Source organism: Streptomyces sp. Qhu_M48, from assembly GCF_051305195.1.
GTDB lineage: Bacteria > Actinomycetota > Actinomycetes > Streptomycetales > Streptomycetaceae > Streptomyces.
In genome coordinates this window covers 3812779-3837117 of the sequence record NZ_CP195432.1, presented here as the reverse complement: position 1 = coordinate 3837117, position 24339 = coordinate 3812779, and the positions used below count along the sequence as shown (strand labels likewise).

Sequence of the window (24339 nt, the reverse complement as noted above, 5' to 3'; positions counted from 1 at the left end):
TCAGCTCTCCTCGGTGATCGGTTGGTGTCGTCGTTCGTGCGCCGCTTCGGGGTCGGCCCAGCGGACCCGACGGATCTGCAGTTCGCGGCCGGAGAGGAGTGCGTCGGCCGCGGCGCCGCAGCCGGGACAGAGCAGCCGCGGCGGCATGCCGACCGGCCAGACCTCGTCGCACGGTGCGCAGCGCGCGGTGCCCGGGACGGTACGGGTGATGAGTTCGGCGCCTTCGACGACGGTTCCGGCGCAGGCGAGTTCGAAACAGAAGGCGAGGGCGTCGGCGACGACGCCGGCCAGCTCGCCCACGTCCAGCTCGATGCTGCTGACGCCGACGGCCCCGCGAGACCTCGCCGCGGTCTCGACCTGGTCGACGACGGCGACCGCGAGGGACATCTCGTGCATCGGTCTCCGTCCTGGGTGCGGGGGTGGGTCTCGGGCGCCATTAGAGGACGGGGGGCGGCGCGGCCGCGCCCGGCGCGCCGGGACCCCGAGGTGGTGTCGTCCGTTCGGTGCAGCCGCCGCCACCGGACCCGCGGGGCGTCACATCCTGCTGATGCGCAGATAGCGCCGGACGTCGGGGAGGACTCCCACGACGACGGCCAGGACGGCCAGGGCTGCGGTGACGGCGGCTGCGGCGCCGATGACGTTCCTGCGCATGGTGCTCTCCGTTTCGGTCTTCATACGACGGCTTCCTGGCGGACCAGTTCGGTCACCATCCGCACCGCGTCGGGCACCGCGGCGGCGACCTGGGGGCTGAGCCCGATGCCCTCGTCGAGGCAGGCCGGTTCGCAGCCGACGACGAGGATCCGCCGTGGCGGCGCGGCACCGGTTCCCGCGCACAGGGTGTCGAGCAGGGCGAGGACGGCGTCGGGGGTCATCCGGTGGCCGTCGAGCGGCGCGGGCTCCGTGCCTGAGTCGCGGTCGCCGGCCGCCGAGGCGTCGATCAGGTACAGCGTGCCCGGTGCGCCGCCGCGGGCGGTGACGTCGACGAGGACGAGGGTGTCCCAGCCGTCGAGGAGCTCGTAGGCGAGGTGCACGCCCCGGACCCCGACGTCGGCCAGCTCGACGGAGGAGGGGAGTTCCTCCCCGGCGAGCCGCCGCACGGTCTCCACTCCGAAGCCGTCGTCGCCGAGGAAGATGTTGCCCACCCCCGCCACGAGGGTGCGGGCCGGGCCGCGCTCAGGGGGGTCGGCCGCGGGGCCGTTCACATGTCCTCCAGGGCTTCGACCTCGTCGGGCTGGAAGTAGAGGAACCGTCCCTGTTCGCGGCGGATGTCCGCGCCCGGGTCGTCCTCCACGGTCACCGCGATGTGGACCCCGCCGTCGACGTCGTGGACGACCGCCTCCACCAGGGCGGTGCGCCCGTCGAGGAACAGGTCCTGGGCGTCCGAGCGGCGCAGCCTGGGGCGCAGGACGACCCTGCTGCCCGCGGAGACCGCGCGTCCGCCGACGAGGACGTGGTCGCTGCCCGGATCGACGTCGGTGTCACCGGCCGGGTCCCACCAGGGCGTCTCCGGTGCGAGGACGCTGTCCGCCGGTTGCGGCGGCCCGGTGACGCTCCGCAGGCTGCGTACCGCTCCGTGCAGACGCTCCAGGACCTCGGGAGGCATGGTGTCCGCCAGCTCGATCACGGCCGCGGCCCGGGCGTCGGTCCCTCTGGCCTCGCGCTTCTCCTCGTCGGTGAGGGCGGCGGTGCGCAGGGCGAGGATCTCGTCGATCTCGGTCGCGTCGTAGAGGGCCCCTGGGCTCTCGGGCGCGATGGCCGGATGGTCCTCCAGGATGATCGGCGAGGAGAGCATCAGGTCGTCGCGACCGGGTTCGCCGGCCAGGACGGGCCAGGTGTGCAGGTTGCTGCAGGCGGCGACGGCGCTCTTGGCCCATTCCGGCGGGTCTGTCATCGACAGGAAGGAGCCGCCGTCGAGACGGAGCAGTGTGTGCGTGGCGACGAGGGAGTGGGGCAGCGCCGCGTGCCGGTCGGTGTCCTGCCCGGCGGTCCACGCGCTGCTGTTCTCCACCGTGACCGAGAGGCGCTCGACGCGGTAGGGGCCGTCGAGTTCGGCCGCCGAGACCCGCAGTGTGCCCCTGATCTCCTCGCGTCGGCGTACCAGTCGCCCGAGGACGCGCCCTGCGGCGTCGGTGACGTCCTCCACCTCTTCGGCGGCGGGGCGGGTGAAGGGCAGGGCGGTGCCGTCGCCCCTCAGTTCGCCGACGGGGACGACAAGGGTGACGCGCTCCTCGACTCCCTCGTCCCAGGGCACCAGGATGCGGTCGGCCAGGCGGAGTTCGCCGGTCGGCGCGAAGGTCCCGTCCTCGCGCAGTTCCTCGACGGTGCGCCGCTGGGCGCGCAGGAAGCGGACCTCCACGGCGAGTTCGGCGCCGGTCCTCGGTTCCATGAGGCACTCGGTGTGCTGGAGGTCGTGCTCCTCCGCGGCGGCGCTCCAGGACGGTGGCACCAGGACCCCGAACTGCCAGCGCAGCCGGTTCTTGGCTGCGGACGCGCGGTACGGGTAGAGCACGTACCCCTCGAAGAGGACGGCGTCGGCGACGTGGCGGGCGACGGCGAACCGCGCCTCGGTGCCGGGCGTGAAGGCGACGGTGGTCATCGTGTCCTCTCCCCCGCCGCTTCGAGCAGGGACTCGACGGTGGCCTGCCAGGACGGGAGGGCCCGGCGGGAGCGGTAGGCGAGCAGGGCGTCCATGGCGTCGCCCGGCAGCCGGATCCAGCCGCATCCGGGGAAGTGCTGGTCGATCATCTCCCGCCAGACCTTCACGGGCATGCGGTGGGAGACCTCCTTGTCCCAGGGGACGGGCTCGACGTGGAAGCCGCCGGCGCCGGTGAAAGCGGTGCCGGAGAAGAGCAGGAGCAGCGGGATCTCGCCGTCGGAGAGGGCCCGGAAGTAGCGGGACGCGGCGATGTCGGTGTCGTAGGTGCACGGCACGACGAGGTCGGTCTCGATCTCGCCGGTGAAGCCGGGCACCATGACGGAGGCCTGGGCGAACTGGACCGGGTTGAGGCTGGTGCCCCACCGGGAGCGTTCGCCGAAGAGGTCGCCCAGGGCCGCGGCCTCGTGGTCGTCGTAGCCGCGCCGGGCGGGTTCGACGCGGATCTGGCAGCGCAGGGCCATGGCGTGGACCCGGGTGCCGCCGGTGGCGCTGATCCGCAGCCGGAAGACGAGCGTCGGCCCGGCCGCGTAGGCGTCGGCGCGGACGTCGGTGCACGTGAAGGAGAACTCGGTCACGGCCGGCTCCCCTGCGGCTCGCGGGCCAGGTCCCGTACGTGGGTGAAGAGGGCGTCGAGGTCGGCCCGCGCCTCCGCGCCTCCGTCGAAGCCCTGCCAGTGCAGTCGCATGCGGCCCACCAGTTCGTAACAGAGGTCGATCGGTACGAGGAAGCACTCGGTGCGGCCTTCGTGGCGGCGCAGCAGCAGGGCCTCCACGTCGGGTTCGAGGTGGGCGGCGAGCCCGGTGGCGTCGAGGAGGGACTTCCAGGCCTCGTCCTCCAGTTCGCTCTCGGTGGCCCCGGCGGGGCTCGGGTAGAGCACCACCGGCCGGTCGAGGGCGGAGTTGCGGAAGAGGAACGCGACGGAGACGGGGATCCGCAGCGACTCCCACGCCCGGTCGTCGACGCGGTGGCCCGGATCGCTCAGGAAGCGGCCGGGGACCGCGCGGAAGCGCCCCGGGGAGGCACCGGAGCGGTCCATGAGCTGTGAGCACGGGCGGCATGCGCAGACCAGGGCGCGCTGGTCGGTGTCGACGAGATGCGGATGGCGTTCCTCGGCCGCCAGCGGCGCCCCGCACAGTTCGCAGCGTTCCTCGCGGGGCGGGCGTGGGGTGGTGAACCGGCGCAGGCCCGTGGGCCGTTGGGTCCGGGCGGCGCTGTTCGGTGGCCCGTTCACGAGACGGCCGATGAGCGGCCGTCCGCGCCCGCGAGCGTGGGACGGGTGCCGATCTGGAGCAGGGCCGGCTCACGCGGGGCGCCGGTCTCCAGCTCCACGCCGGTGACCTCCGGGGCGAAGCACGCGAGGGCGTCCACGGCGGCCTGCCGGACGGACTCCTGGGTGCCGGCGCAGCCGCATCCGGAGGAGCCGGTGGCCCGCAGTCGCAACACGCCCGTCGCCGGGTCGAATCCGGCGTTCTCCACGGGCTGCGGCAGGGCGGACAGGGCACGGTCGATACGGGTCGGCGCGTCCTCGGGGTGCAGTCCGTGCAGGTTCAGGAGGCTCGCGACGAGTTCGTCCGCGAGCAGCGGGCCGAGCGGGTCGGCGGGCGGACGGGCGGCGGGGCGCCCGAGGATGTCGACGACGCGGGCGATGCCGCTGTCGGCACGCAGCTGCTGGGCGAGCTCGAAGACCTCGGAGAGGTCGCTCCCCGGGCCGAGGAGGGTGGGTGATGACGTCGTCATGAGCGAGATTCCTTCCATCCGAGTGCGGCCTGGTCTCCGCGAGCCGGACCGGGCGACTCCCGGTGTGGCTCGCTCGTACTCCGCCGGGCCTTCCGCCGTCACCCGCCGCAGGGGCCGTCAGGCCGGCCGCACGGGCTGCCCGCGCGGCCCCCCGACCTGCCCGGGACGTCCGCGGACGGCCGAGGCCGCGCGACCGTGGACGGTGCCACCGGATCCACGGATCACCGGATCCACGCACCAGGACGACGGGCTTCCGCAGAGCGCCGATGATCTGCCCGTACCCCTACGATCCGGGATCAATCGTCCGTGGTGGTGACGGCCAGGAGCGGGCTGCCGCTCGGTCTCCCCCGGCGCCCCCCGCTCGCATGCAGGGAGTCCGAGCCCCGGTCCGCCCTGCCTCCCGTACTGGTCCGCCCCTCGCCTCGCCATCCGCGCTCCGGCCCCTCGCTCAGGCCCCTCCTCCGACCTCCGACCCGAGGGGCCGGGCTTCACCGGCGTACGCTCGGAACAGAGTCCGGAAGGGGATGACGCGGATGTGTCGCTGGCTCGCCTACTCGGGTACGCCGATGCTGCTCGACAGCGTGCTGTACGCCCCCGAGCACTCCCTCATCAATCAGAGTCTCCACGCGCGACTGGGCGTCGAGTCGACCAACGGGGACGGATTCGGCATCGGCTGGTACGGCCCCGACGGCGACGGGACGCCGGCGGTCTTCCGCGACGTCGGGCCTGCCTGGAGCAACCGCAACCTGCGTGAGCTCGCCGCGCACCTCCGTTCCCCCCTGTTCTTCGCCCACGTCCGCGCCTCTACGGGCTCCGCGATCCAGGAGACCAACTGCCACCCCTTCCGCCACGGCCGGTGGCTGTGGATGCACAACGGAGCCATCGCCGACTTCCCCCGGCTGCAGCGCGAGCTCTGCATGGCGGTCGACCCGGCTCTTTTTCCGTCCATCGAGGGCTCGACCGACTCCGAGGTGATGTTCTACCTGGCGGTCACCTTCGGCCTCGACCAGGACGTCCCGGGCGCGGTGGCCCGCATGGCGGGCCTGGTGGAACGTCTCGGCCACGAACACGGCGTACCCGATCCCCTGCAGATGACGGTGGCGGTGAGCGACGGAGAGCGCGTGTGGGCCTTCCGCTACGCCAGTCAGGGACGACCCCGCTCGCTCTTCTACACGAGCAGAGCCGAAACGGTCCGGAGACTCCACCCTGAACTGCACTATCTCAAGGAGATCTCCGACGAGACACGCATCGTGGTCTCCGAGCCCCTGGGCGACCTACCCGGTGTGTGGAACGAACTGCCCGAGGGCAGCTACGCCACGATCCCCTCGGACCAGGGCACGGACTACCTCCCGTTCTCGCCGCTGCCTTGACCGAGGCCGTACGCAGGGGCGCGGGCATGCGCGGGATGTGACGTGGCGGGGCGGCCGCTGCCCTGGCCCGCGGGCGGCTCGCGGCGAAGCGCACCCGTCGCCGGGCAGGAGATTCCGTGGATCCGGATGAGTTCAGGGGCGCCGCGACCTCAGGCGCCGCAGCTCCGTCTCCGGGTCGGCGAAACGGCACCCGAGCGCGAGGGTGGAACTACTCCCCCACCGGTGCCGCGCGCGGGCGGCGGGCCAGGGCCAACAGTGGACCCGCGGCCAGGAGAACGGCGAGGACCGCGTAACCGGTGGTGAGGGTCGCGACGGTCGCGACGCCGGCGACGAGGAGGGGACCGCCCGCGTCACCGAGTTCGCGGCCGAGTTCGGCCGAGCCCATGGTCTGGCCCATGCGCTCCTCCGGTGTGGAGGCGGCGAGGGCGGCGAAGCCGAGCGGGGTGATCAGCCCGGTGCCGGTGCCGATGAGAGCGGCGGCCAGCAGGACTCCCGTCAGGCCGGGGAGCATCGCGGCGGCGAGGCCCGTGGCAGTGACGAGCAGTCCGGTGAGCAGTCCGGTACGGGTGGTCAGTCGGCCGGCGTCCAACGCGCGGCCGGTTCTGGGCTGGACGACAGCGGCGGTGGCGGCGAGGACGGACACGGCGGCGCCGGTGGCGACGGTCCCGAGCCCGGCGGCGGCTCCCGAGACGGGCAGGAAGCCGACGCCGACGGAGAGCGCGGCGGTGGCTGCGGCGAGTGCGGCGGTCGGGGCGAGGAAGGACCGGTCGGCCAGGCGGCGGGCAAGGTCGGCGACCGTCTGGCGCTCGCGGGGCAGCGGCGGTACGACGGGTACGGCGAGTGCCGCCCACACGGCGACGCCGGCCGCGCACAGGGCCATGACCGTGAACAGCAGGCGCAGGCCGCCCGCCCAGACGAGGACTCCGCCGAGGAGCGGGCCGAGGGTGTAGCCGATGGACTTGTAGAAGCCGTAACTGCCGAAGGCACGGCCACGTTTGGCCGCCGGGTTGAGGCGGGCGACGAGCGCGGAGGCCGAGGGGGAGAACGCGGAGGCGGCCGCGCCCTGGCCGAGGCGGGCGGCCCAGAGCCAGCCGGGGCTGTCGGCGACCGCGTACAGCGCGGAGGCGGCGGCGAAGGCGATCAGCCCTCCGAGGAGGACCGGCTTGCCGCCGATCCGGTCGGCGAGCGAGCCGAAGAGGGGCTTGAGGAGGACCTCGGCGCCGTCGTACAGGGCGAGCAGCCCGCCGAGGACGAGGAGCGAGGTGACGGCGTCCTCGGAGAAGCCCCCGAGGTTGGCGGCGATTCCGTGGGCGCCGAAGGCGGTGGTGAACCCCGCGGCGTACAGCGGCCACATGGCCGATCTCGGGGCGGCCTCGGCTATGGGCGCGGTGCTCACGCGACCTCCTCGTCACTGGTGTGCAGGGCGGCGAAGACGCGCTCCGCGTACTCCTCGCAGACGGCCGAGCACTCCTTGAGCCGTATCCCGGCCTCGGTGGCTTCTGGGGCGCCGAAGACATCCCGCGCGGTCAGATCGCGGTGCCAGCGCCGCAACCGCTCCAGGCTCTGCTCCTCTTCCTCCAGCTCGGCCAAGGTGAACTTGGCAATGCGGATCTCCTTCGCGATCTCGTCCTCGAACTTGCCGCAGTCCGCGAGGAATTCCGCCCAGTCCTCCGATCGGGCGGCGGTGAACATCTCCCGGAAGCGGGACGCGTCCTCGTCCGTACGTCCGGAGGCCTGGAGCGTCACACCCAGGCCGCCCGCGCCTTCGGTCAGTTCGAGGGCACGCCTCACGCCGTCCGCGAAGACCGGCACCTCCGGTACGGCCCAGATGCCCTGCCCCAGTGAGAGGGCGCCGATCTTGCGCAACTCCCGCCATACAGCCACTCGGTGGCGGGACGGGTCCGCGGGCAGCTTGATCACGAGGATCAGCCACCGTGTCGCCTGCTCGACGTGTGTCACGGCAGAGAATGTAGCAGGCGTTACATCGGAGACGGTGGCGTCTACGTGCCGGGGCGTCCGCGCAAGGGGCAGTGGCGCCTATGCGGCGCGGCGTCCGCGCCAGCGGAAGTGGACCGCAGCAGGGCGGTCCGGCGCGCGCATCCGGCACCGATCTCCGCTCCGAACGCGGGGCACGGTTTTCGGATCGGATCCGGTCGAGCCCGACCTGCCTCACCCTGCTGGTCCGACCTGGTTCGGCCCGATCGGGCCTGGTCCGGCCTGGTCCCGCCTGGTCCGGCCTGGTCCGGGAGACAGGCCCTAACGGGGCCGCCCGTATCGCCGGAGAACGTGGATGACCCGGATCACCGCGAGGGCTCCACCCACCCAAGTTCCAGCGGCCAGAAGGAACCTGTCGACAGCACGAGGAAGGTCCCAGACGGCTGCCGGACCGGCGATCGTCGCGAACATGACGGCACCGAGAAAGCATGCGCTCAGCAGCGCGTATCCGATCTCCACCGTGATCGCGTCTCGTTCCGCCTGACTCCGGCGTCGCATCGTCATGGTCGAAAGGATCGCATGTCGAAGGAGTCACATCGGGGCCGGCCGGGGTCCGTGCGGCGACCGGGACGCTGTCCGACTCGCAGGCCGGCGGCCCAGCGGTCCAACGCCAGGGCCTGGGCCCATCGACCAAGGACGGAGTCTCCTCGGGAGGCGGTCGGCACGGCCCGGCCAACCGCTCTGGGGCCGAACTCGGCACCGGTACGGGTACGGGTACGGGTATGGGCAGGATCTCCTCCCCGTGGGGACGAGGTCTCCGGGGATCCGGGCCTTCGCGTTTCCTGCTCACCCTCTGACCTCAGGGCAGGCGCCTGAGCGTCGTCACGTAAGGCAACCCGACCCCGGCGTCGCTAGGCGAAGACGAGCCGCGCAACCATCGACGCTCCGATGAGGGCGCCGATCCCTCCGGCCACTCGAAAGGCCGCGGGCGGCTTCGCCCCTCTGCGGCCGGGCTCGGGCGGGCCTGGGCCGCTGTCGCTGCCATGTCGCGAAGGACGGGCCGGCGCCTCTCCCCGTCACGCCGCCCCTGTCACCACGATGGTGTGGCCCCGCAGGGGTCGAAACGGGGGTTCCCTGGTCTCCGAATCCTCCTGTCGAGCGGCCGCGCCCGCCTGTCCCAGGACACCTCCCCTGGCACGGGCCGCGCTTACTCTCAGCCCTCGCCTGTGGCAGGGCGACAAGCACCTCGAGACCTGAACGCGTGAGACTCGACGATCGGGGTAACCGCATCGGGACCGTGACACCACATCGCCGGTGTGAGGTTCCCTCCGGGTCGGCGGGAGTGCCGGCCAGTTGATGAGGAGCCGGAGAAGCGCCCCATCCGAAGGCGGCTCAGCAGCATGCCCGTGGAGCCACGCCGAGTCCCCGGCCGGGCTGTACTGGGCCGTACACCCGCCGTTCCGCTAGGAGGACCGCCGTGGTTGTCCGTCACGAACTCGTCCGACGCTCCCCTCGGCCCGGGTGGGCCGTGCTCCTCTGTCCGACCTGTTACGGGGAGCGGGTGTCGGGCCCGTCCGGGCCGGTCCCGTTCGACGACATCCAGTCCGGGTACCCCGCTGCGGTACTCGATTCGGCTTGGTCCACGGGCCTCCGGGGGTTTCACGATCGTCCGTCTCCGGGAGCCCGGCAGGGAAAGGGAGCCGGAGGCCTCGGTCAGGTCCCTCGGCCCGGTCTCGGAGGAGCCGTGCACGACGCGGTGAGCGAGGCCGACCCCCAGCTGCGCCGCCGGAGCCCGGACCACCTGGCTGCGGTGAGGGCGCCCGAGGAGGTGCGCCGTGCCTGACGCAGTGGTGATCGGCGCCGGTCCCAACGGGCTGGTGGCCGCGAACCTGCTGGTCGACGCCGGGTGGAGCGTGGAGGTCCTCGAAAGCCAGGAGGCGCCGGGCGGGGCCGTACGAAGTGACCGCGGAGTGCACCCGGACTACGTCTCGGACCTCTTCAGTGCCTTCTACCCGCTCGCAGCCGCATCCCCCGTACTGGCCGGGCTCGATCTCGCCGCCGAGGGCCTGCGCTGGAGTCACGCCTCACGGGTGCTCGCCCACCCGCTGGCGGACGGCCGATGCGCGGTGCTCGAACGCGGCCTGGCGGAGACTTGCGCCGGACTGGAACGGTTCGCCGCCGGCGACGGGGCCTCCTGGGAGGCCATGTACCGGATGTGGAACCGGTTGGAGCCAGACCTCGTACGGGCTCTGTTCACGCCGTTCCCACCGATCCGCGCGGGGCTGCGGCTCGCCGCGAAGCTCCGGGGTCACGACGGGCTCAGACTGGCCCGGAGCCTGGCCATGCCCGTACGACGCTTGGGCGAGGAGCAATTCGACGGCGAGGGCGGCCGGCTCCTGCTCGCGGGAAACGCCCTGCACGCGGACCTGGCTCCCGAGGCGGCCGGCAGCGGCGGCTTCGGCTGGCTGATGTCGATGCTCGGTCAGAGCCACGGGTTCCCCGTGCCCGTCGGAGGGGCGGGAGCCCTCACGGCGGCACTCGTGCGCCGCCTCCGGAGCCGCGGGGGCATCCTGAGGTGCGGGCAGCGAGTCACGTCCCTCGTCATCCGCGGCAACACGGCTGTGGGCGTCGAAACGGCGGCCGGGGAGCACGTCGACGCACGCCAGGCCGTACTCGCGGACACCTCGGCCCCCGCCCTGTACCGGGAACTCGTCGGCGAGGAACACCTTCCGCCTCGCCTTCTGCGAGACCTGGAGCGCTTCCAGTGGGACTTCGCGACCTTCAAAGTCGACTGGGCCCTGTCGAGTCGGGTGCCGTGGACGGCGCCGGCGGCGGTCGGCGCGGGCACCGTCCACCTCGCCGACGGGGTGGACGGCCTGACCCGGTTCGCCGCCCAGATCGCCATGGGACACGTACCCGACGAACCGTTCGTCCTCTTCGGTCAGATGACCACCGCTGACCCCGGCCGCTCGCCCGCGGGAACGGAATCGGCGTGGGCCTACACCCATCTCCCGCAGCACGTCATCGCCGACGCGGGCCCCGACGGCATCACCGGCCGATGGGATCCCCGCGAACAGGAGGCGATGGCCGACCGCATCGAAACCCGGGTGGAACGACTCGCGCCCGGCTTCCGCGCCCTGATCGCCGCGCGCCGCGTCCTGGCTCCGCCGACCCTCCAGGCCATGAACGAGAACCTCCACGGCGGAGCCATCAACAACGGCACCACAGCGCTGCACCAGCAGACGGTCTTCCGGCCGACCCCCGGCACCGGCCGACCCGAGACACCGGTGAAGCACCTCTACCTCGCCTCAGCCGCCGCCCACCCAGGTGGCGGCGTACACGGCGCACCAGGCGCGAACGCGGCCCGAGCCGCCCTGGGCCCCCGCGCGCTGCGCGCCCCTCTCCATCGCGCCCAGCGCATATGAGCACCACCCTGATCGGCGACGCCACCGCGGCGAGGATCGCGCCGAACCGCGCTCACCGGCGGCGGTAGCGACCGGCGGATGCGACCCGTGGCCGCGTTTCACCTCGCGTGGCTGGCCGTGGCCGCGTTTCACCACGCGCGGCTGGGCCCCGACCCAAGGGGGAGGTCGGGGCCCAGCCGCGCGGTCCGAGGCCTGTCAGCGTCGGAATTCGTCCTTGACGTCTTCCTTGGCCTCACGGGCCTTGCCCTTGGCCTGGTCCGCGTGGCCTTCAGCGGTCATCCGCTCGTTGCCGACCGTGCGGCCGACGGCCTCCTTGACCTTGCCCTTGGCCTGCTCGACCTGCGCCTTGCTCTTCTCCGTGCCCGACATCGGGACCTCCTCCTAGATGAACCGGATTGGTCTTGACCGACGCCTGCTCCCGATCACCACACTCAAACCTCATGCCGACGAGGAACGGTGCGGCACGCGACGACTCGGACGCCACGGCCACGGTTCCCCGGCTCGGGACGTGGGAGCCCGCAAGGGACGGTGACCGGGTGGACGGCCAGCTTCGGGATCAGTCGCGCCCAGGCCCAGGTCTGCCGCTCCCGCGCCAGCAGGGGGAATCGACCAGCTCTCCCGCTCGACCCTTGGAAATCACCCTCCCCATCCCCCAGAGCTGCCGCGTCCCGCGCAGGCGTACCGAGGTGGGTGATCATGGACGATTCCGCCCTCTCGCCCGCGCGGCGTCGAGGGCGCGCCTCGGACTCCGCGGGTCAGCCGGCGGCCTCCATGGCGTTGAGCCCCCTCGCCAGGTCCTCCCTGTTCATCACCGGTGTGTAGGTGACCTTCGCGCCCAGCTCCAGGAAGAACGGCTCCGCGGTCTTCGGCATGTCGGCGCACTCGGCCAGGTCGAAGAAGATGTACGCCGTTCGGCTCCCGTTCTCGGTGGTGAAGTAGGCGGCCTCGGGCCTGATCACCGCCATGGCCTTCTCCATCGTCTTCTCCAGCGTGCCCTGCTTGATGGCCTCGTTGGACATCTGCGTGTCCATCTGAACCTTCAACAACATCCGCATGACAACCACCTCTCCCGGCTGAGGCCCAGACGTCCGGTCCGGGTCGCTGAAGCCGCTACCACCAGCGTCTCTCCGTACCGGCGCAGGAACCACTCGGCCCCCGAACCCGCCTTCGGCGACCGTGATTCCGGGACCCGCCCTGGCCACGCTCCTCATGATCGTCCGAGAATGCGTACCAGCGTCAGCAACTGCCGTCCCTCCTGTTCGGACGGTCCCGCCGTCAGGAAGGTCACTGGTGTCCCCGGTCACGGTCCCGCTTCACCGGAGAGCCCGCTCATGGGCTGTCCGAACCACCGCTCTGCTCATGCTGCTGACCGCGTCGATGCTCCCGGGGCCGGCTGTCGCCGACACCGTCGAGCCCGCCACGGCGCCGCCGGTGCGGACGCTTTCGTACAACGTCTGCGGAGCCTCCTCCGCCTGCCGCAGCAGCCTCGACCTGCCTACGTGGACCGCGGCCGTGAAGCAGCAGGTACTGGCCTGGGACACCGACGCGCTGCTCCTGCAGGAACTCTGCGTCGGCCAGTGGGCCGCACTGCGCGACGCGCTCCCCGGCTACACCGCCGTCTGGACCGAGACCACCAAGGCGGACGGCTGTGCCGCGTGGTCCACCGACAGGCGCTTCGGGCTGGGCGTCTTCGTCAAAGGCGCGGAGGCCCACTCCTACAGGGCGAACCTGACCACCGAGAAGGAGCCCCGCGCGGTGCTCTGCGCCCGAGCTCCCGTCGACGGCCGTGCCACCCTGGCCTGCACGACCCACCTCGACCAGGCGATCAAGCCGGACAACGGATCCTCAGAGGCCTTGTCCCACATCGACGCATGGGCCGCGGGGCTCCCGGTCGTCCTCGGCGGAGACCTCAACGCCGGCACGGCGTCGGCGTACGACCCGATGCTGGATCCCATCCGCCACGGCCGCCCCGGCACCGGCCCCTTCGCCGAAGCAGACGAGAACGACCGGGAACACTTCACATCCGAGTGCCTCGCCCAAGCCGTGAGCCAGTGCCGCTCGGGTGAACCGACCGTCGTCGTCAACGCCGTACCCAAGAAGTTCGACCACGTCTTCATGAGCGCCCGGGACTTCCACACCGTGCGCGCCGACGCCTTCGAACCCCGACCCGAGGGCTCCCTACCGCTCTCCGACCACCTGATGCTGCGCGCCGCCGCCCATCCCGAGCCCAGGCCTGGCAGCGGCGTCGAAGGAGACCTGACCGGCGACGGCAGGCCCGACTTCCTCGCCGTGAAGGACGACGGCGCCCTGCGCCTCTACTCCGGGACCGGTGGCGGCGGCGTCGCCCAGGCCCGTGTGATCGGCAGCGGCGGCTGGGCCGGCGCCGCTGTCAGCCACCGAGGCGACTGGACCGGCGACGGGCGCGAGGACGTCCTCGCCCGCATCGGCGACGCCCTGTGGGTCTATCCGAACAGGGGCAGCGGCGAACTCGGCCCCCGGATCGCCATGGGCGGTCGCCCTGTCGGCTGGACGAACATCACTCCCTTCGCGGCCGGAGACGTCGACGGCGACGCACTGCCCGATGTCCTCGTGCGCAGCGTGACCGGCCTGTGGCTCCATCGAGGCGCCCCCGCGGTCGACGGCATGCCCGCCTTCGCGCCGCGCGCCACGCTGAACATCGGAGACCCCGAATGGGCCGGCTTCGACGTGCTCCTGCCCGGCGACGTGACCGGTGACGGCCGACCGGACGTGTGGGGCCGCGACCGCGCCGACGGCACGCTCCGGCAGTACGCGGGCCGAGGCAACCAACACCTGGCCGACGGGACCGGGCTCACCGGCGGACCCTTCACGGTCGCCGACCGCCGCCTCGCGGTGTCCTCCGGCGACGTGACCGGCGACGGATTCGCGGACCTGTGGACCACGCGCACCTCCGGCACCGCGGAGAACCTGGAATTCCTCCCCGGTACGGCGACGGGGCCGGGCACACCGTCCACTGTCGGCACCGGCGGCTGGCAGTGGCAGGCCAGCCTGGGCTGAACTCCGCCATGTCCCGGCAGATGGCCGGTCGACCCCTGAACCACCACGCCACAGAAGATGGCCGACCGGACCTGGGCTGAACCACCACACCCGGGAGGGCCGCGGAAGAGAGCGGTGCCGCTCGGGGATTCGGGGGGGCGGACGGTCCTGGAAAGCCGGAAGGCCGCAGGATGCCGGCTCTCGTACCAGGGCGGTCGGCACGTTGCTGCTGAATGAGCCAGGTCCACCCCGAGACCGGCGGCTACTCCCAGCCGGTCGGTCCCTCCCCCGCGCCCGGTCCAGCGCCCGCCCTCCCGCGAAGGCCTGCGAGCCGTACAGCGGCGTCCACACGGCGTCGAAGGCCCCCGAGGGGGCTGCGGGGCCGATTCCCCGTACACGCTGGATCGCGCGCTTCACCACGCGAAGGTCGAGCCCCACCTGTGCTTCCGGCCGTCACCAGGACGCGGGCCGCCGCGAGTTCCCGACGTCGCACGGACCACGTCCGTCCTGCTCCGCCGCTGACGCGGCGGAGACCCGACGCAGCAGGGTCAGTCACGGGCCCAGGCATGCAGGGCGCGGTCGTCCGCGAAGGCGGCGACGTTCTTGTCGTGGGGACTGTCGGTGTACTGGTGGAAGGTCCAGCCCGCCTGGACGCGGGGGCGCCCGGCGGTGACGTAGTCCGCGATCCACAGACCGTCGCAGGCGTACGAGGTGGTGTCGACGTTCAGCCAGAAATCGCGGTTCGTGTAGAGAACGACCTTGTGGTGCGGCCGCAGTCGCTTCACCTCGCGGAGGAAGGCGTCCTTCTCCGCGCAGCTCGCTCGTGTGCCGTCGCCGGTCGTCTCCCAGTCCACGGCCAGCAGTTCGCCGTCCCGCACGGGGGCCTCTGCGACGAAGTACTCGGCCTGATCAGTGAGGTTGTCGGGCCAGAGGAAGTGGTAGTAGCCGACGACCAGGCCGGCGTCGCGGCCCGTCTTGGTCTGGGTGGCGAGCCTGGGGTTGACGTAGGTACGGCCCTCCGTCGCCTTGATGAAGACGAAGGAAAGGCCGTCGGTGTCGTAGGAGGACTGATACGCGCTTACGTCGATGCCGTGCAGCAAGGTGGTTCCTCGTCATGTCCGAACCGGGGGTGCTGCCTGTTGGATACCCCGCTCCACCAGGGTGGATCCCCTGCATGCTCCTCGAACGTCAGCTCCGGCGCGTCACCCGTGCGGGTGCCGCGCCGGAGCTGACGCCGACTGGTGCGGGCGGGCGCGGGTGGTCGCGGCGATCAGGCTCTACGCGTTCACCTTGAACATGACGCTGCTGAGCGGCCCCGCATGGGCTGACCCGAACAGGGGACAGAGGTACGTGCGTCGGCACGGCGGTCGAGCTGGCGAGCTGGTCGAGCCGTCTACCAGTAGTGACGGCGTCCGCCGACCGCGTGACCCACCGCCCCGAGGATCCAGAGGATGACTCCGATGACGACCAGGACGATCCCGATGGTCCACAGGATGGAGATGCTGGCGACGAACCCGATGACGAGCAGGATGACCCCGAGAATGATCATGATGACCTCCGGCCTCGCGGGTATCTCCATCCAGAGTATGCGCGTCCTCTGCGGGCGGCCTGTTCTACGGAAACGGGTCTGCGCACAGGTCTCCGGCGGCCGGGCTCGGAGCGGTAGGGAGCCCCCGCTCCGGTTGCCGCCCGTACCCGTGTAAGTGAGCTTGGAAGGGCGAAGCGACGGGGCGCGGGTGAGACCACCCTGCCCCGATCGTCCGATCCTCAGGAGGAAGCATGGCGCACCCCGAGCACGACCCCACGCGGCAGGAAGGTCCGGCGGACGGCGGGGCGGCCGGCACCCCCGGCACCCACGACGGCGGCGCGGACGGCGGAGCCGAAGGCCCCGCGGACGGCGGAGCAGCCGGCACCCCCGGCACCCACGACGGCGGCGCGGACGGCGGAGCCGAAGGCCCCGCGGACGGCGGAGCAGCCGGCACCCCCGGCACCCACGACGGCGGCGCGGACGGCGGAGCCGAAGGCCCCGCGGACGGCGGGGCGGCCGGCACCCCCGGCGTCCACGACGGCGGCGCGGACGGTGGAGCGGACGAGAGTGGCGGCGGCGTTTGAGCACCGCCTCCACGACTCTTCGGGACACGGCGGCCGACGATGGCTGCCGTGTCCTCGAAACACGTCTGATCGGTATCAGCCGCGAGGAATTCGCCACGGACGTCTGGGGGCGTGCCCCGCTGCTCACGCGCCGAGCCGACGACTTCGCCGACCTGTTCTCGGCCGCAGCGGTGGACGAGCTGATCTCCCGCCGCGGGTTGCGTACGCCGTTCCTGCGCGTCGCCAAGGACGGCTCGACTCTCCCCGAGTCGTCGTACACCTCTTCCGCAGGCGTCGGTGCTTCGGTCGTGGACCAGTTGGACGACACCGCGTTGTGGCGGAGCTTCGCCGACGGCGGCACCCTGGTGCTGCAGGCGCTTCAGCGCACCTGGGAGCCGATCACGGACTTCGCGGCGCGGCTCGGTACGGAGCTGGGCCACCCCGTGCAGGCCAATGCCTATGTGACCCCGCCGCAGAACCGGGGGTTCGACGACCACTACGACGTCCACGACGTCTTCGTCGTGCAGATCGCCGGCACCAAGCGTTGGATCATCCACGAGCCCGTGCACGCGGACCCGCTGCGCGACCAGCCCTGGACAGATCACCGGACCGCGATCGCCGATGCCGCCCGGGGCGATGCGCACATCGACACCGTGCTGGAGCCCGGCGACGTTCTCTATCTGCCGCGCGGTTGGCTGCACGCCGCCGAGGCGCAGGGCGCGGTGTCGATCCACCTGACCCTCGGCGTCCACAATTGGACGCGGTACGCGCTCGCCGAGCAGCTGACGCGGTCCGCCCTGGCACTGCTGCGCGACGACATCGAGATGCGCGGCTCGCTCCCTCTGGGGGTGGACGGGCCCGCCGGCGATCTCGACTTCGTGCGCCGACGTCTCGTCGACGCCCTCGCCGAGGCCGATCCCACCCCCCTGTTCCACCGCACCCGGCGCGGCCAGACACGCCCCGGCCCCATGGGGCCGCTGGCGCAGCTCGCGGCTGTCGACGGCCTCGGTCCGAACGCGCCGGTGCGGCTTCGCGAGGCATTGGAAGCACGGCTGGAGGGCCGCCGCCTGACGACCCGCGTCGGCTGGCTCGACTTCCCGGAGGCAGACCTGCCGAGAGTGCTCCGTGTCCTCGACGGAAACGTCCACCTCGCCGGCGACCTCGGTCTTCCCTTCGTCGAACGACTGCTGCGCGCGGGCGTACTGGTGCCTGCGGTGTCCTGAGGCCGGCCGGATGACAGCGCCGCCACGATTCTTCTGTTCCGATGCCGCTCGTCGTCGGGGCGACCCGATCGCGGGCACGGCTCCGTACGGCTCGGTCTGGATCCTCGTCGAGTACCGAGCCGGCTGGCCGACCAACGGCTTCGACGGTCTCGCGCTGGAACCCGAGGTGAAGGCAAGGGTCTACTCCGCCGCGCAGGTGGTGCGCGCCCGCATCCTGCTGATCAGGCGCCATGGACGTCTTCGGCAGGACGATCCGCCGCGCTGGGCCGTCCTGCGTTACGGAAAGGACGGCGATCACCGTCAGACGTGGGGCACCTGGCAGAGCAGTCAGGACCTCACGCAGATCGTCAACGCCTTGGAAACGCCCGGGGAACATGGCCGCACGCCTCTCGTCCTGGTCTGCGCCCATGGTCTGCACGACACCTGCTGCGCCGTCCGCGGCCGTCCGGTGGCCCGCGCGCTGAGTGACCGCTGGCCCCAACTGGTGTGGGAGTGCACGCACGTGGGAGGCGACCGGTTCGCCCCCAACGTCGTCGTCCTGCCCGACGGTGTCTACTACGGCGGCCTCGACGTCCCCTCTGCGGTGGCAGTGGTGGAAGAACACCTGGCGGACCGTATCCGCGCGGACCACCTGCGTGGATACACCGATCTCATCCCGCCCCAACAGGTCGCCCTTTCCGCCGTGCTTCACCACGCGGGATCGTCGGGCCGGCACGACTACGTCATCGAGGAAACGGTCCGCGACAACGACCGTTGGCGGATCCGTGTCACCGGCCGCCTCGCCGGACTGTCGAGCTTCGAGGTCGAGATCCGCGCCCGCAGGACACCACCCCTCCAGCTGACCTGCCGCGGGCTGTCGGCGAGCTCAGCGGTGTACTACGAGGTCACGTCGCTCGACGTCGGCTGAGCGGGCGCCCCTCCCCGGCGCCGGCCCCGTTCCTCGCCCGCGCATCCCCGCACCCGGTACGTCGGGGTGGCGTGCCGCACAGCGGTATCCGCAGCCGCGTCGCACCGGGCGCTGGCCGTGGCGGGCCTTTCGCGAGGTACGGGAGATGGGCTGAACCGCCACCGACGCCGTACGCGCGGAAGACCCGTTCACGGATCGCGACGGCGCAGTTCGGTCTCCTCCAGTCGGCCGCCGCGGCCCAGCAGACCGGTCGGCTCCAGCGGGTTCTGGCGCAGGAGCCGGGGCAGCGTCCGGCGGGACATCAGCGTGACGGCCATGGGGAAGAGGGGGCGGGCGAGCTGGCCGAGCCGCAGCCAGGGAGGTGCGTAGACGGAGGCGGAGCGGCGGTCGATTCCCCGGGCTATCCAGTCGGCGACCTGCTCGACCGAGTGGACGCGCCGTGCGGGTGCCGGCATGTGGGCGCGGAGTTCGTGGAGGACGGCGTGGTCGTCGACGCCCTTGATCATGTCGGTGTCGGTCCAGTGGAGGTAGACGATGCCCACGGTGACGCCCTCGTGAGCGAGCTCGGCCCGCAGCGAGCGGGCGAACGACTCCACTCCGGCCTTCGAGGCGCAGTAGGCGCTCATCATGGGGGCGGCGCCGAAGGCCGCGGTCGAGGCGATCTGGAGGAAGTGACCGCGTGTGGCGAGCAGGCCGGGCAGGAAGACCCGGGCAGTGATGGCGCTGCCGACCAGATTGACCTCGATGACCCGGCGCCACGTGACCGGGTCGGATCGCGCGAAGGGGCCGCCTTCGGCGACTCCCGCGTTGGCGACGACGACGGACGGCGGGCCGAGGTCCTCCTCGACCGCTTCTGCCACCCTCGCCATCGCCACGTCGTCGGTGACGTCGACCTCGTAGACGTGCGTCTCGACGGGCAGGGACCTGGCGACGCTCTCCAACGTCCGCGCCTCGCGGCCGAGGAGTGCGACGCGCATCCGGCGGGCGGCGAGTTCGCGCGCGAGTCCGGCGCCGAGGCCACGCGCGGCTCCTGTGACCACCGCCGTGCGCACGGGGGACGAAGCTACGGGCGCCATGGTTCCTCCTCGGTAGGGAAGCCTGGGGTGTACGCCGTGGGAAGCGTCCGCCGCCCCTCGCCCGGCTCCACCGGCCGATCCCGTCGGACGACGGCGGAGCGCCCTGGGGAAGCCCTCCGGTGCCTGCCACGCAGGGGCGGCGCCGTTCGGTGCGGGCCCAGTTTCGACAGTACACACCAGGGCCCGTCCTCACCTGTGGGCCGAGCGGTTGTGAGGGCCGGGAGACGACGCCCACGAGGCCGGGCAGAGGCCCCACGGGGCGGATCCGCCTTCGGTGGTTATTTCGTCTCGGGTGCGCCGTCGGATGCACTCCGGACGCGGGGGCCGCCGGACCCGACGCGCACCGCTTCCGTCCCGTACCGTTCCTTCGGCGCACGGCGCACGGCGCCCTGCTCCCTGCTTCCGGCTTCCGGCTTCCGGCTTGCGGAGGTGGCTGGCGCCATGAGGCAGCAGGCGCCATGAGGCAGCAGGCGCTCTTCTGACATGCGGACGCCACCACGTCCGGACGAGCGGACGTGGTGGCGGATTCCTGCGGGGTGGCGCTGCCGGTGGTGCCGCCGCCTCGCGGGGCGGCGGCGGTGGGTTCGCTCACCATGGAGTGCGGCACCGCGCGGCGCCTTCTGGCGTCGGTGCAGCCCAGCGGCCTCGGGTCGGGCGACCAGCGCTCCGGACGGGCGGCCGATTCAGGTGGCTGGTCCCTCTTCCGGACGCGCGATCGGTCTCGTTGCGGTCGGGCGCTTCAGCCGGGCCAGGTGCCGGTCAGGCGTCGGACGGTGGTGGCTCCGGCCCGCTCGACGGCGGCCTTGACGACGGCGAAAATCGCGCCCTGCACCGCGGCGGCGATCAGGATCTCCTGCCAGGTGCGGTCCTCGTCCATCGCGTCGGGTGCGTCGTCGTCGTGCCCGGCCCACTTCCAGGTCTGTCTGAAGGCGGCGCGTGCGAGCATGCCTCCGGCGAAGCCGAGCGCCAGGCCCGCCGGCCGGTAGACGAGTTTGGAGTTCTTCACCGGCTGCTCCTCCCCCGCCGCACCAGGAGGAAGACGCCGAGCACGGCGGCCGCGATGAACAGCGGAGTGCGGTTGGATCGGGCCGCGGCTCCTATCCGCCCGGCCTTTTCCAGGAGGGCGTCCGGGGTCTGTTCGGCGGCGAGCCGCCCGGCGTGGAGCGCCGTGTCGCGCGCCTGCACCGCGACGTGGCTCGCCTTGTCGAGGGCGGGCTCGGGGGTCTTGTCCTTCACCAACCGGCCGGCTCGCGTCGCGGTCTCGCGGAGCTGACCGGTGACGACAGCGGCCTTCTCCGCGGCCTGTTCCTTGATGTCGGCCGCCTTCTCCGCGGCCTGTTCCTTGAAGTCGGCCGCCTTCTCCGCGGCCTGTTCCTTGAAGTCGGCCGCCTTCTCCTTGACCTGGGCCTTCACATCGGCCTTCGCGGCCAGCGACTCCACGGTCCGACCGAGGTCCTCGCGGGTGTGCTCGACCATCTCGCGCAGTTCCTCCGGTGTCGGCGTGGATCCGTCGTCTCGGGGCTGTCGGCTCATCGGTGTGCCTTCTCCTTGATCTCGGCCAGGTCGGCCTTGATGTTGTCGATGGTCTGCTCGGGGACGGGCGTGCCCGCCTCGGTGATCTGCTTCCTCCCCGCGGCGGCCATGAACGCCGCGACCGCCGCCAGCAGAGCGGCGACGAGCAGAGCGGCGGCCCAGACCGGCACGAGCAGGGCCAGCGCGGCGATCGCGGCGCCGATCAGGGCTTGGGCGGCGAGAACGCCGACGAGGCCGGCGCCGCCGACCAGACCTCCGCCCCGACCGAAGCGTCTGCCCTTCTGGGTCAGCTCGGCCCGAGCCAACTGCATCTCCTCGCGGACCAGTTCGGACAGTTGCCGCGACGCCCGGGACACGAGGTCGCCCACGGACTCGTCCGCATGATCGGGGTCTGAGTGACGCTCAACGGCACTCATGGAATCACCGTCCTCCACTACCGGACTCGAAGCTTCGGCACGATCGGGTGCGTCGGGCCGCTGTCACGGAGAGCACCGCAGGAGCGGGCCCGACGCCCGATCGCTCTGTCGCGCGCCTACCCTCCGATTCACGGCCCACCCGTATCCGATGCCCCTGATTCCCACTCCCCTGCGCACAGCACGCGCGCGAGGGATCCCTCTCCGCCGCCCCCTGGCGACGGGCCTCGTCTACCACCGCACGTCGACGGCGCCTCACAGCGGACAACCTCGCCGTGGTACACGCCGGTGGTAGGGGCGACCGGCGCCCTACTCCTCGATCGACGAACGACGCCCGCCACTCCGGGCCGTCCTGACCGAGAGCGACAGCGTGGCGCGCGACCGATGGTCACCGCCCTCGCGCCTCACCCTCGCCCCTCGCCCTCACCCGATGCACAAATAGGACGTTTGGGTCGCGCCCTGGGGGTGAGGAGCCCAGACGGCGAAGGTTCTCACCCTGGAATGGAGCACACCATGCCGCTCGAAGGAAAGAACGTCCTCATCATCACGTCCAACTACGGGACGGAACAGGACGAGCTGCAGAAGCCGATGGCCGCCTTGCGTGATGCCGGCACGCGGGTCACGGTCGCCGCCCAGGAGGACGACGCGGTGCAGACCCTCGTCTCGGATCGCCGACCGGGTGCGGTGGTCCAGCCGGACATCACCCTGGCGAAGGTCTCGGCGGACGAGTTCGACGCCGTGATCGTGCCGGGCGGCACACTGAACGCCGATCAGCTCCGGACCGACCACGACGCCCAACGCCTGTTGTCGGCCTTCGCCGAGGCCGGCAAGCCGGTTGCGGCCGTCTGCCACGGCCCCTGGCTCCTCGTGGAGAGCGGACTGGTCCGGGACCGCGAACTGACCTCGTACCCCTCGCTCCGTTCCGACCTCGAGAACGCGGGCGGCACGTGGGTGGACGGGGAGGTCGTCGTCGACACCTCCGCGGGACACACCCTGATCACCTCACGCAGGCCGGACGATCTCGACGCCTTCACCGCGGAGATCATCCGCGCCCTCGGCTAGACAGGTCGGAGCGAGCGCGAGCTCCGCCGTGAACAGCGGCGACCCGGACGTCATCGCGAAGACCAACGACGCGTGCGTCGCAGCGGACCTGGTCTTCCACACGCCGGTGCCGGACGTGGCCGGGGTCAAGGCCCTCAAGCGGGTGTGGGAGATCCTCCCACGGGCGTCTCCCGACATCCACGTCGCCGTCGAGGAGACGATCGCCGAAGGCGCCAAGGTCGTCTCCACGAACACGGTGTCGGGCGTAGTCACCGAGGTCCGGGGCGTGTCCGGTCCTCGGGGATCTCGTGGGGGTCGGTCCGGGACGTGGTCGACGTCCTCTCCCGGCTCCGGCAGCTCGGTGCCGCTAGTCCTGACGAGCCCGCCGAGAGCGTTCACGGGCCCGGGGCCACCTCACCCGTCGGTGCGCGGCCCGCTCAGTCCACCAGCACCCCCGGATTGAGGATGCCGCGGGGGTCGAGGGCGCCCTTGGCGGCGCGCAGCGCGAGGGCGAAGGGCTCCGGTCGCTGACGGTCGTACGGTGGCCGGTGGTCGCGGCCGACGGCGTGGTGGTGGGTGATGGTGGCCCTGTGACGGTGGAGTACCTCGTTCGCCACCGCCTTGAGTTCGTCCCAGCAGGCGACCTCGTCGCCGGGGCGCCCTGCGGCGAGCACCGTGAAGTACGGCGCCGCGCCGTCGGGATAGACGTGCGTGAGGCGGCAGTTGACGGTGGCGGGGTGGCCGGAGATCTTGAAGGCCGCCTCGCCGACCTCCCGGCGGACCTCCTCGACGAGGGCGGGTACGCGATCCCAGGTTGCCGCCGTCTCGAAGGTCTCCGCGACGGCGCCCATCCGCGCCAGGCCGTCCCGGAGGTACGGCATCCGCAGGAACGCCGAGCGCCACGCGCTCACCGCCGCGTCGCCGGGCGCCTCCCCCGTACCGGATTCCGGCGTGCGCACCGGATGCCCCCGCCCCCGTCGATCGGCCCCTCGCCATAGGCGCCCAGTTATTCAGCAGCGCGACTATTCACTTTATTGATTAGACTGCCTCTCGGGGTTGGCACGCCGGTGCCACGGGAGAGACGGACGGTCCATGGGGAACGGTCAGTATCTGCGGTACGTCGCGCTGGGCGACAGTCAGACGGAGGGGGTCGGCGACGGCGACGACGTCACCGGGCTGCGCGGCTTCGCGGACCGGCTGGCCGAACGGATCGCGGTGGTGAGCCCCGAGGTGCGGTACGCCAACCTGGCCGTCCGGGGCCGGCTCGCCGGACAGGTCCGCGCGGAGCAGCTCGGCCCCGCGCTCGCCCTCCGCCCCGACGTCGCCACCGTGATCGCCGGAGTCAACGACCTCCTGCGGCCGCGGTTCGACCCGGACGAGACCGCCGCCCACGTCGAGGCGATGTTCGCCGCGCTCACCGCCGCGGGTACGCGCGTCGCGACCGTCACGTTCCCGGACATCACCCGGATCGCGCCCATCGCACGCCCCGTCGCACCCCGGATCCACGCCCTCAACGAACGCATCCGGGTGGCTGCGGCCCGGCAGGGCGTCGCTCTCGCCGAGACGTCCCCGCACGCCGCCGCCACCGATCCACGTCTCTGGGCCACGGACCGACTGCACGCGAGCCCGCTGGGCCACGACCGGATCGCCGCCGCGCTCGCGCAGGCGCTCGGCCTGCCGGGCAGCGACGACTCGTGGTCCCGCGCTCTGGAGCCCACCGCGCTCACGACCACCACCGCGGTACGCACGGCGGTCGGCGAACTGCGCTGGGCCGCCGGGTTCCTGGGCCCCTGGCTGCTCCGCCGTCTACGCGGCCGCTCCTCCGGCGACGGCCGCGCCGCCCGGCGCCCGGAGCTGCTGCCGGTGGGGGTGCCGTCGGTCGGCATATGAGGGAAGCACCCGGCCGGCATGATCGGG

General features: G+C 72.2%; 27 protein-coding genes and 1 pseudogene. 9 read left to right on the top strand and 19 right to left on the bottom strand.

The window, feature by feature from the left end; all coding sequences use genetic code 11:
• The 7 genes from ACRRSS_RS17505 to ACRRSS_RS17475 all read right to left on the bottom strand — a co-directional run bounded on the left by ACRRSS_RS17505 (position 1) and on the right by ACRRSS_RS17475 (position 4393).
• Positions 1 to 396: a hydrogenase maturation nickel metallochaperone HypA gene (locus tag ACRRSS_RS17505; RefSeq protein WP_435972066.1), complete on the bottom strand. Its 396-nt coding sequence runs from the start codon at positions 394 to 396 to the stop codon at positions 1 to 3.
• A 138-nt stretch (positions 397 to 534) separates the two neighbouring features.
• Positions 535 to 675 carry a DUF6893 family small protein gene (locus ACRRSS_RS17500; RefSeq protein ID WP_351895961.1) on the bottom strand — a complete coding sequence of 47 codons (141 nt, stop codon included), beginning with the start codon at positions 673 to 675 and terminating at the stop codon, positions 535 to 537.
• Positions 672 to 1202, bottom strand: a complete 531-nt coding sequence (locus ACRRSS_RS17495) for a hydrogenase maturation protease (protein ID WP_435972065.1) — start codon at positions 1200 to 1202, stop codon at positions 672 to 674. Before ACRRSS_RS17495 ends, ACRRSS_RS17500 begins: the two co-directional genes overlap by 4 nt.
• Entirely contained in the window at positions 1199 to 2596 is a 1398-nt protein-coding gene (locus ACRRSS_RS17490) for a hypothetical protein (RefSeq protein WP_435972064.1), read from the bottom strand. Before ACRRSS_RS17490 ends, ACRRSS_RS17495 begins: the two co-directional genes overlap by 4 nt.
• Complete coding sequence (locus ACRRSS_RS17485; protein ID WP_435972063.1) at positions 2593 to 3231, bottom strand: DUF6084 family protein; 639 nt, start codon at positions 3229 to 3231, stop codon at positions 2593 to 2595. The genes ACRRSS_RS17490 and ACRRSS_RS17485 overlap by 4 nt, the downstream gene beginning before the upstream one ends.
• A complete protein-coding gene (locus tag ACRRSS_RS17480) occupies positions 3228 to 3887 on the bottom strand; it encodes a DUF5947 family protein (protein WP_435972062.1) in 660 nt (219 codons plus the stop codon). The genes ACRRSS_RS17485 and ACRRSS_RS17480 overlap by 4 nt, the downstream gene beginning before the upstream one ends.
• Entirely contained in the window at positions 3884 to 4393 is a 510-nt protein-coding gene (locus ACRRSS_RS17475) for a hypothetical protein (protein WP_435972061.1), read from the bottom strand. Before ACRRSS_RS17475 ends, ACRRSS_RS17480 begins: the two co-directional genes overlap by 4 nt.
• A gap of 533 nt (positions 4394 to 4926) precedes the next feature.
• On the opposite strand from ACRRSS_RS17475, the gene ACRRSS_RS17470 reads away from it, so the two are divergent.
• Complete coding sequence (locus ACRRSS_RS17470) at positions 4927 to 5763, top strand: class II glutamine amidotransferase (RefSeq protein ID WP_435972060.1); 837 nt, start codon at positions 4927 to 4929, stop codon at positions 5761 to 5763.
• Between the two features lie 208 nt (positions 5764 to 5971).
• Here the strand turns inward: ACRRSS_RS17470 and ACRRSS_RS17465 are convergent, their stop codons facing one another.
• The 3 genes from ACRRSS_RS17465 to ACRRSS_RS17455 all read right to left on the bottom strand — a co-directional run bounded on the left by ACRRSS_RS17465 (position 5972) and on the right by ACRRSS_RS17455 (position 8256).
• A complete protein-coding gene (locus tag ACRRSS_RS17465; protein WP_435975359.1) occupies positions 5972 to 7117 on the bottom strand; it encodes an MFS transporter in 1146 nt (381 codons plus the stop codon).
• A 38-nt stretch (positions 7118 to 7155) separates the two neighbouring features.
• Positions 7156 to 7722, bottom strand: coding sequence for a Chromate resistance protein ChrB (locus ACRRSS_RS17460; RefSeq protein ID WP_435972059.1), 567 nt, complete (start codon positions 7720 to 7722; stop codon positions 7156 to 7158).
• Between the two features lie 297 nt (positions 7723 to 8019).
• Positions 8020 to 8256, bottom strand: coding sequence for a DUF6332 family protein (locus tag ACRRSS_RS17455; RefSeq protein WP_435975358.1), 237 nt, complete (start codon positions 8254 to 8256; stop codon positions 8020 to 8022).
• 1277 nt (positions 8257 to 9533) lie between these two features.
• Between ACRRSS_RS17455 and ACRRSS_RS17450 the strand changes: the two genes are divergently transcribed.
• Entirely contained in the window at positions 9534 to 11123 is a 1590-nt protein-coding gene (locus ACRRSS_RS17450; RefSeq protein WP_435972058.1) for a phytoene desaturase family protein, read from the top strand.
• 195 nt (positions 11124 to 11318) lie between these two features.
• On the opposite strand, the gene ACRRSS_RS17445 is transcribed toward ACRRSS_RS17450, so the two are convergent.
• Together ACRRSS_RS17445 and ACRRSS_RS17440 are read right to left on the bottom strand one after the other, a co-directional pair.
• Entirely contained in the window at positions 11319 to 11492 is a 174-nt protein-coding gene (locus tag ACRRSS_RS17445) for a CsbD family protein (protein ID WP_351896018.1), read from the bottom strand.
• A gap of 386 nt (positions 11493 to 11878) precedes the next feature.
• On the bottom strand, positions 11879 to 12178 hold the full coding sequence (locus ACRRSS_RS17440; RefSeq protein ID WP_435972057.1) for a hypothetical protein: 300 nt from the start codon (positions 12176 to 12178) through the stop codon (positions 11879 to 11881).
• Between the two features lie 304 nt (positions 12179 to 12482).
• Between ACRRSS_RS17440 and ACRRSS_RS17435 the strand changes: the two genes are divergently transcribed.
• Positions 12483 to 14159, top strand: coding sequence for an FG-GAP-like repeat-containing protein (locus ACRRSS_RS17435; protein ID WP_435972056.1), 1677 nt, complete (start codon positions 12483 to 12485; stop codon positions 14157 to 14159).
• A 527-nt stretch (positions 14160 to 14686) separates the two neighbouring features.
• Here ACRRSS_RS17435 and ACRRSS_RS17430 read toward each other — a convergent pair.
• Together ACRRSS_RS17430 and ACRRSS_RS17425 are read right to left on the bottom strand one after the other, a co-directional pair.
• Complete coding sequence (locus tag ACRRSS_RS17430) at positions 14687 to 15238, bottom strand: glycoside hydrolase family 25 protein (RefSeq protein ID WP_435972055.1); 552 nt, start codon at positions 15236 to 15238, stop codon at positions 14687 to 14689.
• Between the two features lie 293 nt (positions 15239 to 15531).
• The gene (locus ACRRSS_RS17425) at positions 15532 to 15687 is read right to left on the bottom strand and encodes a DUF6131 family protein (RefSeq protein WP_252547627.1); all 156 of its coding nucleotides are present in this window, start codon (positions 15685 to 15687) and stop codon (positions 15532 to 15534) included.
• A gap of 230 nt (positions 15688 to 15917) precedes the next feature.
• Between ACRRSS_RS17425 and ACRRSS_RS17420 the strand changes: the two genes are divergently transcribed.
• From ACRRSS_RS17420 to ACRRSS_RS17410, 3 genes are read left to right on the top strand one after another with little or no spacing between them, the layout of a single operon-like run.
• Positions 15918 to 16250, top strand: coding sequence for a BatC protein (locus ACRRSS_RS17420; protein WP_435972054.1), 333 nt, complete (start codon positions 15918 to 15920; stop codon positions 16248 to 16250).
• Complete coding sequence (locus ACRRSS_RS17415; RefSeq protein WP_435972053.1) at positions 16247 to 17452, top strand: cupin domain-containing protein; 1206 nt, start codon at positions 16247 to 16249, stop codon at positions 17450 to 17452. The genes ACRRSS_RS17420 and ACRRSS_RS17415 overlap by 4 nt, the downstream gene beginning before the upstream one ends.
• 10 nt (positions 17453 to 17462) lie before the next feature.
• Positions 17463 to 18359: a sucrase ferredoxin gene (locus tag ACRRSS_RS17410; RefSeq protein WP_435972052.1), complete on the top strand. Its 897-nt coding sequence runs from the start codon at positions 17463 to 17465 to the stop codon at positions 18357 to 18359.
• A gap of 188 nt (positions 18360 to 18547) precedes the next feature.
• On the opposite strand, the gene ACRRSS_RS17405 is transcribed toward ACRRSS_RS17410, so the two are convergent.
• The 4 genes from ACRRSS_RS17405 to ACRRSS_RS17390 form a co-directional block, all read right to left on the bottom strand.
• Positions 18548 to 19435, bottom strand: coding sequence for an SDR family oxidoreductase (locus ACRRSS_RS17405; RefSeq protein WP_435972051.1), 888 nt, complete (start codon positions 19433 to 19435; stop codon positions 18548 to 18550).
• Positions 19436 to 20174: 739 nt separating this feature from the next.
• Positions 20175 to 20441 carry a DUF4235 domain-containing protein gene (locus ACRRSS_RS17400; RefSeq protein ID WP_435972050.1) on the bottom strand — a complete coding sequence of 89 codons (267 nt, stop codon included), beginning with the start codon at positions 20439 to 20441 and terminating at the stop codon, positions 20175 to 20177.
• Positions 20438 to 20968: a DUF3618 domain-containing protein gene (locus tag ACRRSS_RS17395; protein WP_435972049.1), complete on the bottom strand. Its 531-nt coding sequence runs from the start codon at positions 20966 to 20968 to the stop codon at positions 20438 to 20440. The genes ACRRSS_RS17400 and ACRRSS_RS17395 overlap by 4 nt, the downstream gene beginning before the upstream one ends.
• Positions 20965 to 21384, bottom strand: coding sequence for a phage holin family protein (locus ACRRSS_RS17390; RefSeq protein WP_435972048.1), 420 nt, complete (start codon positions 21382 to 21384; stop codon positions 20965 to 20967). The genes ACRRSS_RS17395 and ACRRSS_RS17390 overlap by 4 nt, the downstream gene beginning before the upstream one ends.
• A gap of 510 nt (positions 21385 to 21894) precedes the next feature.
• Between ACRRSS_RS17390 and ACRRSS_RS17385 the strand changes: the two genes are divergently transcribed.
• Together ACRRSS_RS17385 and ACRRSS_RS17380 are read left to right on the top strand one after the other, a co-directional pair.
• Entirely contained in the window at positions 21895 to 22443 is a 549-nt protein-coding gene (locus ACRRSS_RS17385; protein ID WP_435972047.1) for a type 1 glutamine amidotransferase domain-containing protein, read from the top strand.
• Between the two features lie 28 nt (positions 22444 to 22471).
• On the top strand, positions 22472 to 22885 hold the full coding sequence (locus tag ACRRSS_RS17380) for a nuclear transport factor 2 family protein (RefSeq protein WP_435972046.1): 414 nt from the start codon (positions 22472 to 22474) through the stop codon (positions 22883 to 22885).
• Here the strand turns inward: ACRRSS_RS17380 and ACRRSS_RS17375 are convergent.
• Positions 22860 to 23351, bottom strand: a pseudogene (locus ACRRSS_RS17375) (FAD-linked oxidase C-terminal domain-containing protein); the annotation flags it as partial. The gene ACRRSS_RS17380 and the pseudogene ACRRSS_RS17375 overlap by 26 nt on opposite strands.
• 163 nt (positions 23352 to 23514) lie before the next feature.
• Here ACRRSS_RS17375 and ACRRSS_RS17370 point away from each other — a divergent pair.
• The gene (locus ACRRSS_RS17370) at positions 23515 to 24312 is read left to right on the top strand and encodes an SGNH/GDSL hydrolase family protein (protein WP_435972045.1); all 798 of its coding nucleotides are present in this window, start codon (positions 23515 to 23517) and stop codon (positions 24310 to 24312) included.
• Positions 24313 to 24339: the final 27 nt, after the last annotated feature.

What these genes read in the sequence shown, in the direction of transcription:
- ACRRSS_RS17505 (WP_435972066.1), bottom strand. Translation starts at nt 396, where the DNA reads ATGCACGAGATGTCCCTCGCGGTCGCCGTCGTCGACCAGGTCGAGACC.
- ACRRSS_RS17500 (WP_351895961.1), bottom strand. Translation starts at nt 675, where the DNA reads ATGAAGACCGAAACGGAGAGCACCATGCGCAGGAACGTCATCGGCGCC.
- ACRRSS_RS17490 (WP_435972064.1), bottom strand. Translation starts at nt 2,596, where the DNA reads ATGACCACCGTCGCCTTCACGCCCGGCACCGAGGCGCGGTTCGCCGTC.
- ACRRSS_RS17475 (WP_435972061.1), bottom strand. Translation starts at nt 4,393, where the DNA reads ATGACGACGTCATCACCCACCCTCCTCGGCCCGGGGAGCGACCTCTCC.
- ACRRSS_RS17470 (WP_435972060.1), top strand. Translation starts at nt 4,927, where the DNA reads ATGTGTCGCTGGCTCGCCTACTCGGGTACGCCGATGCTGCTCGACAGC.
- ACRRSS_RS17465 (WP_435975359.1), bottom strand. Translation starts at nt 7,117, where the DNA reads ATGTGGCCGCTGTACGCCGCGGGGTTCACCACCGCCTTCGGCGCCCAC.
- ACRRSS_RS17455 (WP_435975358.1), bottom strand. Translation starts at nt 8,256, where the DNA reads ATGCGACGCCGGAGTCAGGCGGAACGAGACGCGATCACGGTGGAGATC.
- ACRRSS_RS17445 (WP_351896018.1), bottom strand. Translation starts at nt 11,492, where the DNA reads ATGTCGGGCACGGAGAAGAGCAAGGCGCAGGTCGAGCAGGCCAAGGGC.
- ACRRSS_RS17440 (WP_435972057.1), bottom strand. Translation starts at nt 12,178, where the DNA reads ATGCGGATGTTGTTGAAGGTTCAGATGGACACGCAGATGTCCAACGAG.
- ACRRSS_RS17435 (WP_435972056.1), top strand. Translation starts at nt 12,483, where the DNA reads ATGCTGCTGACCGCGTCGATGCTCCCGGGGCCGGCTGTCGCCGACACC.
- ACRRSS_RS17425 (WP_252547627.1), bottom strand. Translation starts at nt 15,687, where the DNA reads ATGATCATTCTCGGGGTCATCCTGCTCGTCATCGGGTTCGTCGCCAGC.
- ACRRSS_RS17420 (WP_435972054.1), top strand. Translation starts at nt 15,918, where the DNA reads ATGGCGCACCCCGAGCACGACCCCACGCGGCAGGAAGGTCCGGCGGAC.
- ACRRSS_RS17410 (WP_435972052.1), top strand. Translation starts at nt 17,463, where the DNA reads ATGACAGCGCCGCCACGATTCTTCTGTTCCGATGCCGCTCGTCGTCGG.
- ACRRSS_RS17405 (WP_435972051.1), bottom strand. Translation starts at nt 19,435, where the DNA reads ATGGCGCCCGTAGCTTCGTCCCCCGTGCGCACGGCGGTGGTCACAGGA.
- ACRRSS_RS17395 (WP_435972049.1), bottom strand. Translation starts at nt 20,968, where the DNA reads ATGAGCCGACAGCCCCGAGACGACGGATCCACGCCGACACCGGAGGAA.
- ACRRSS_RS17390 (WP_435972048.1), bottom strand. Translation starts at nt 21,384, where the DNA reads ATGAGTGCCGTTGAGCGTCACTCAGACCCCGATCATGCGGACGAGTCC.
- ACRRSS_RS17385 (WP_435972047.1), top strand. Translation starts at nt 21,895, where the DNA reads ATGCCGCTCGAAGGAAAGAACGTCCTCATCATCACGTCCAACTACGGG.
- ACRRSS_RS17370 (WP_435972045.1), top strand. Translation starts at nt 23,515, where the DNA reads ATGGGGAACGGTCAGTATCTGCGGTACGTCGCGCTGGGCGACAGTCAG.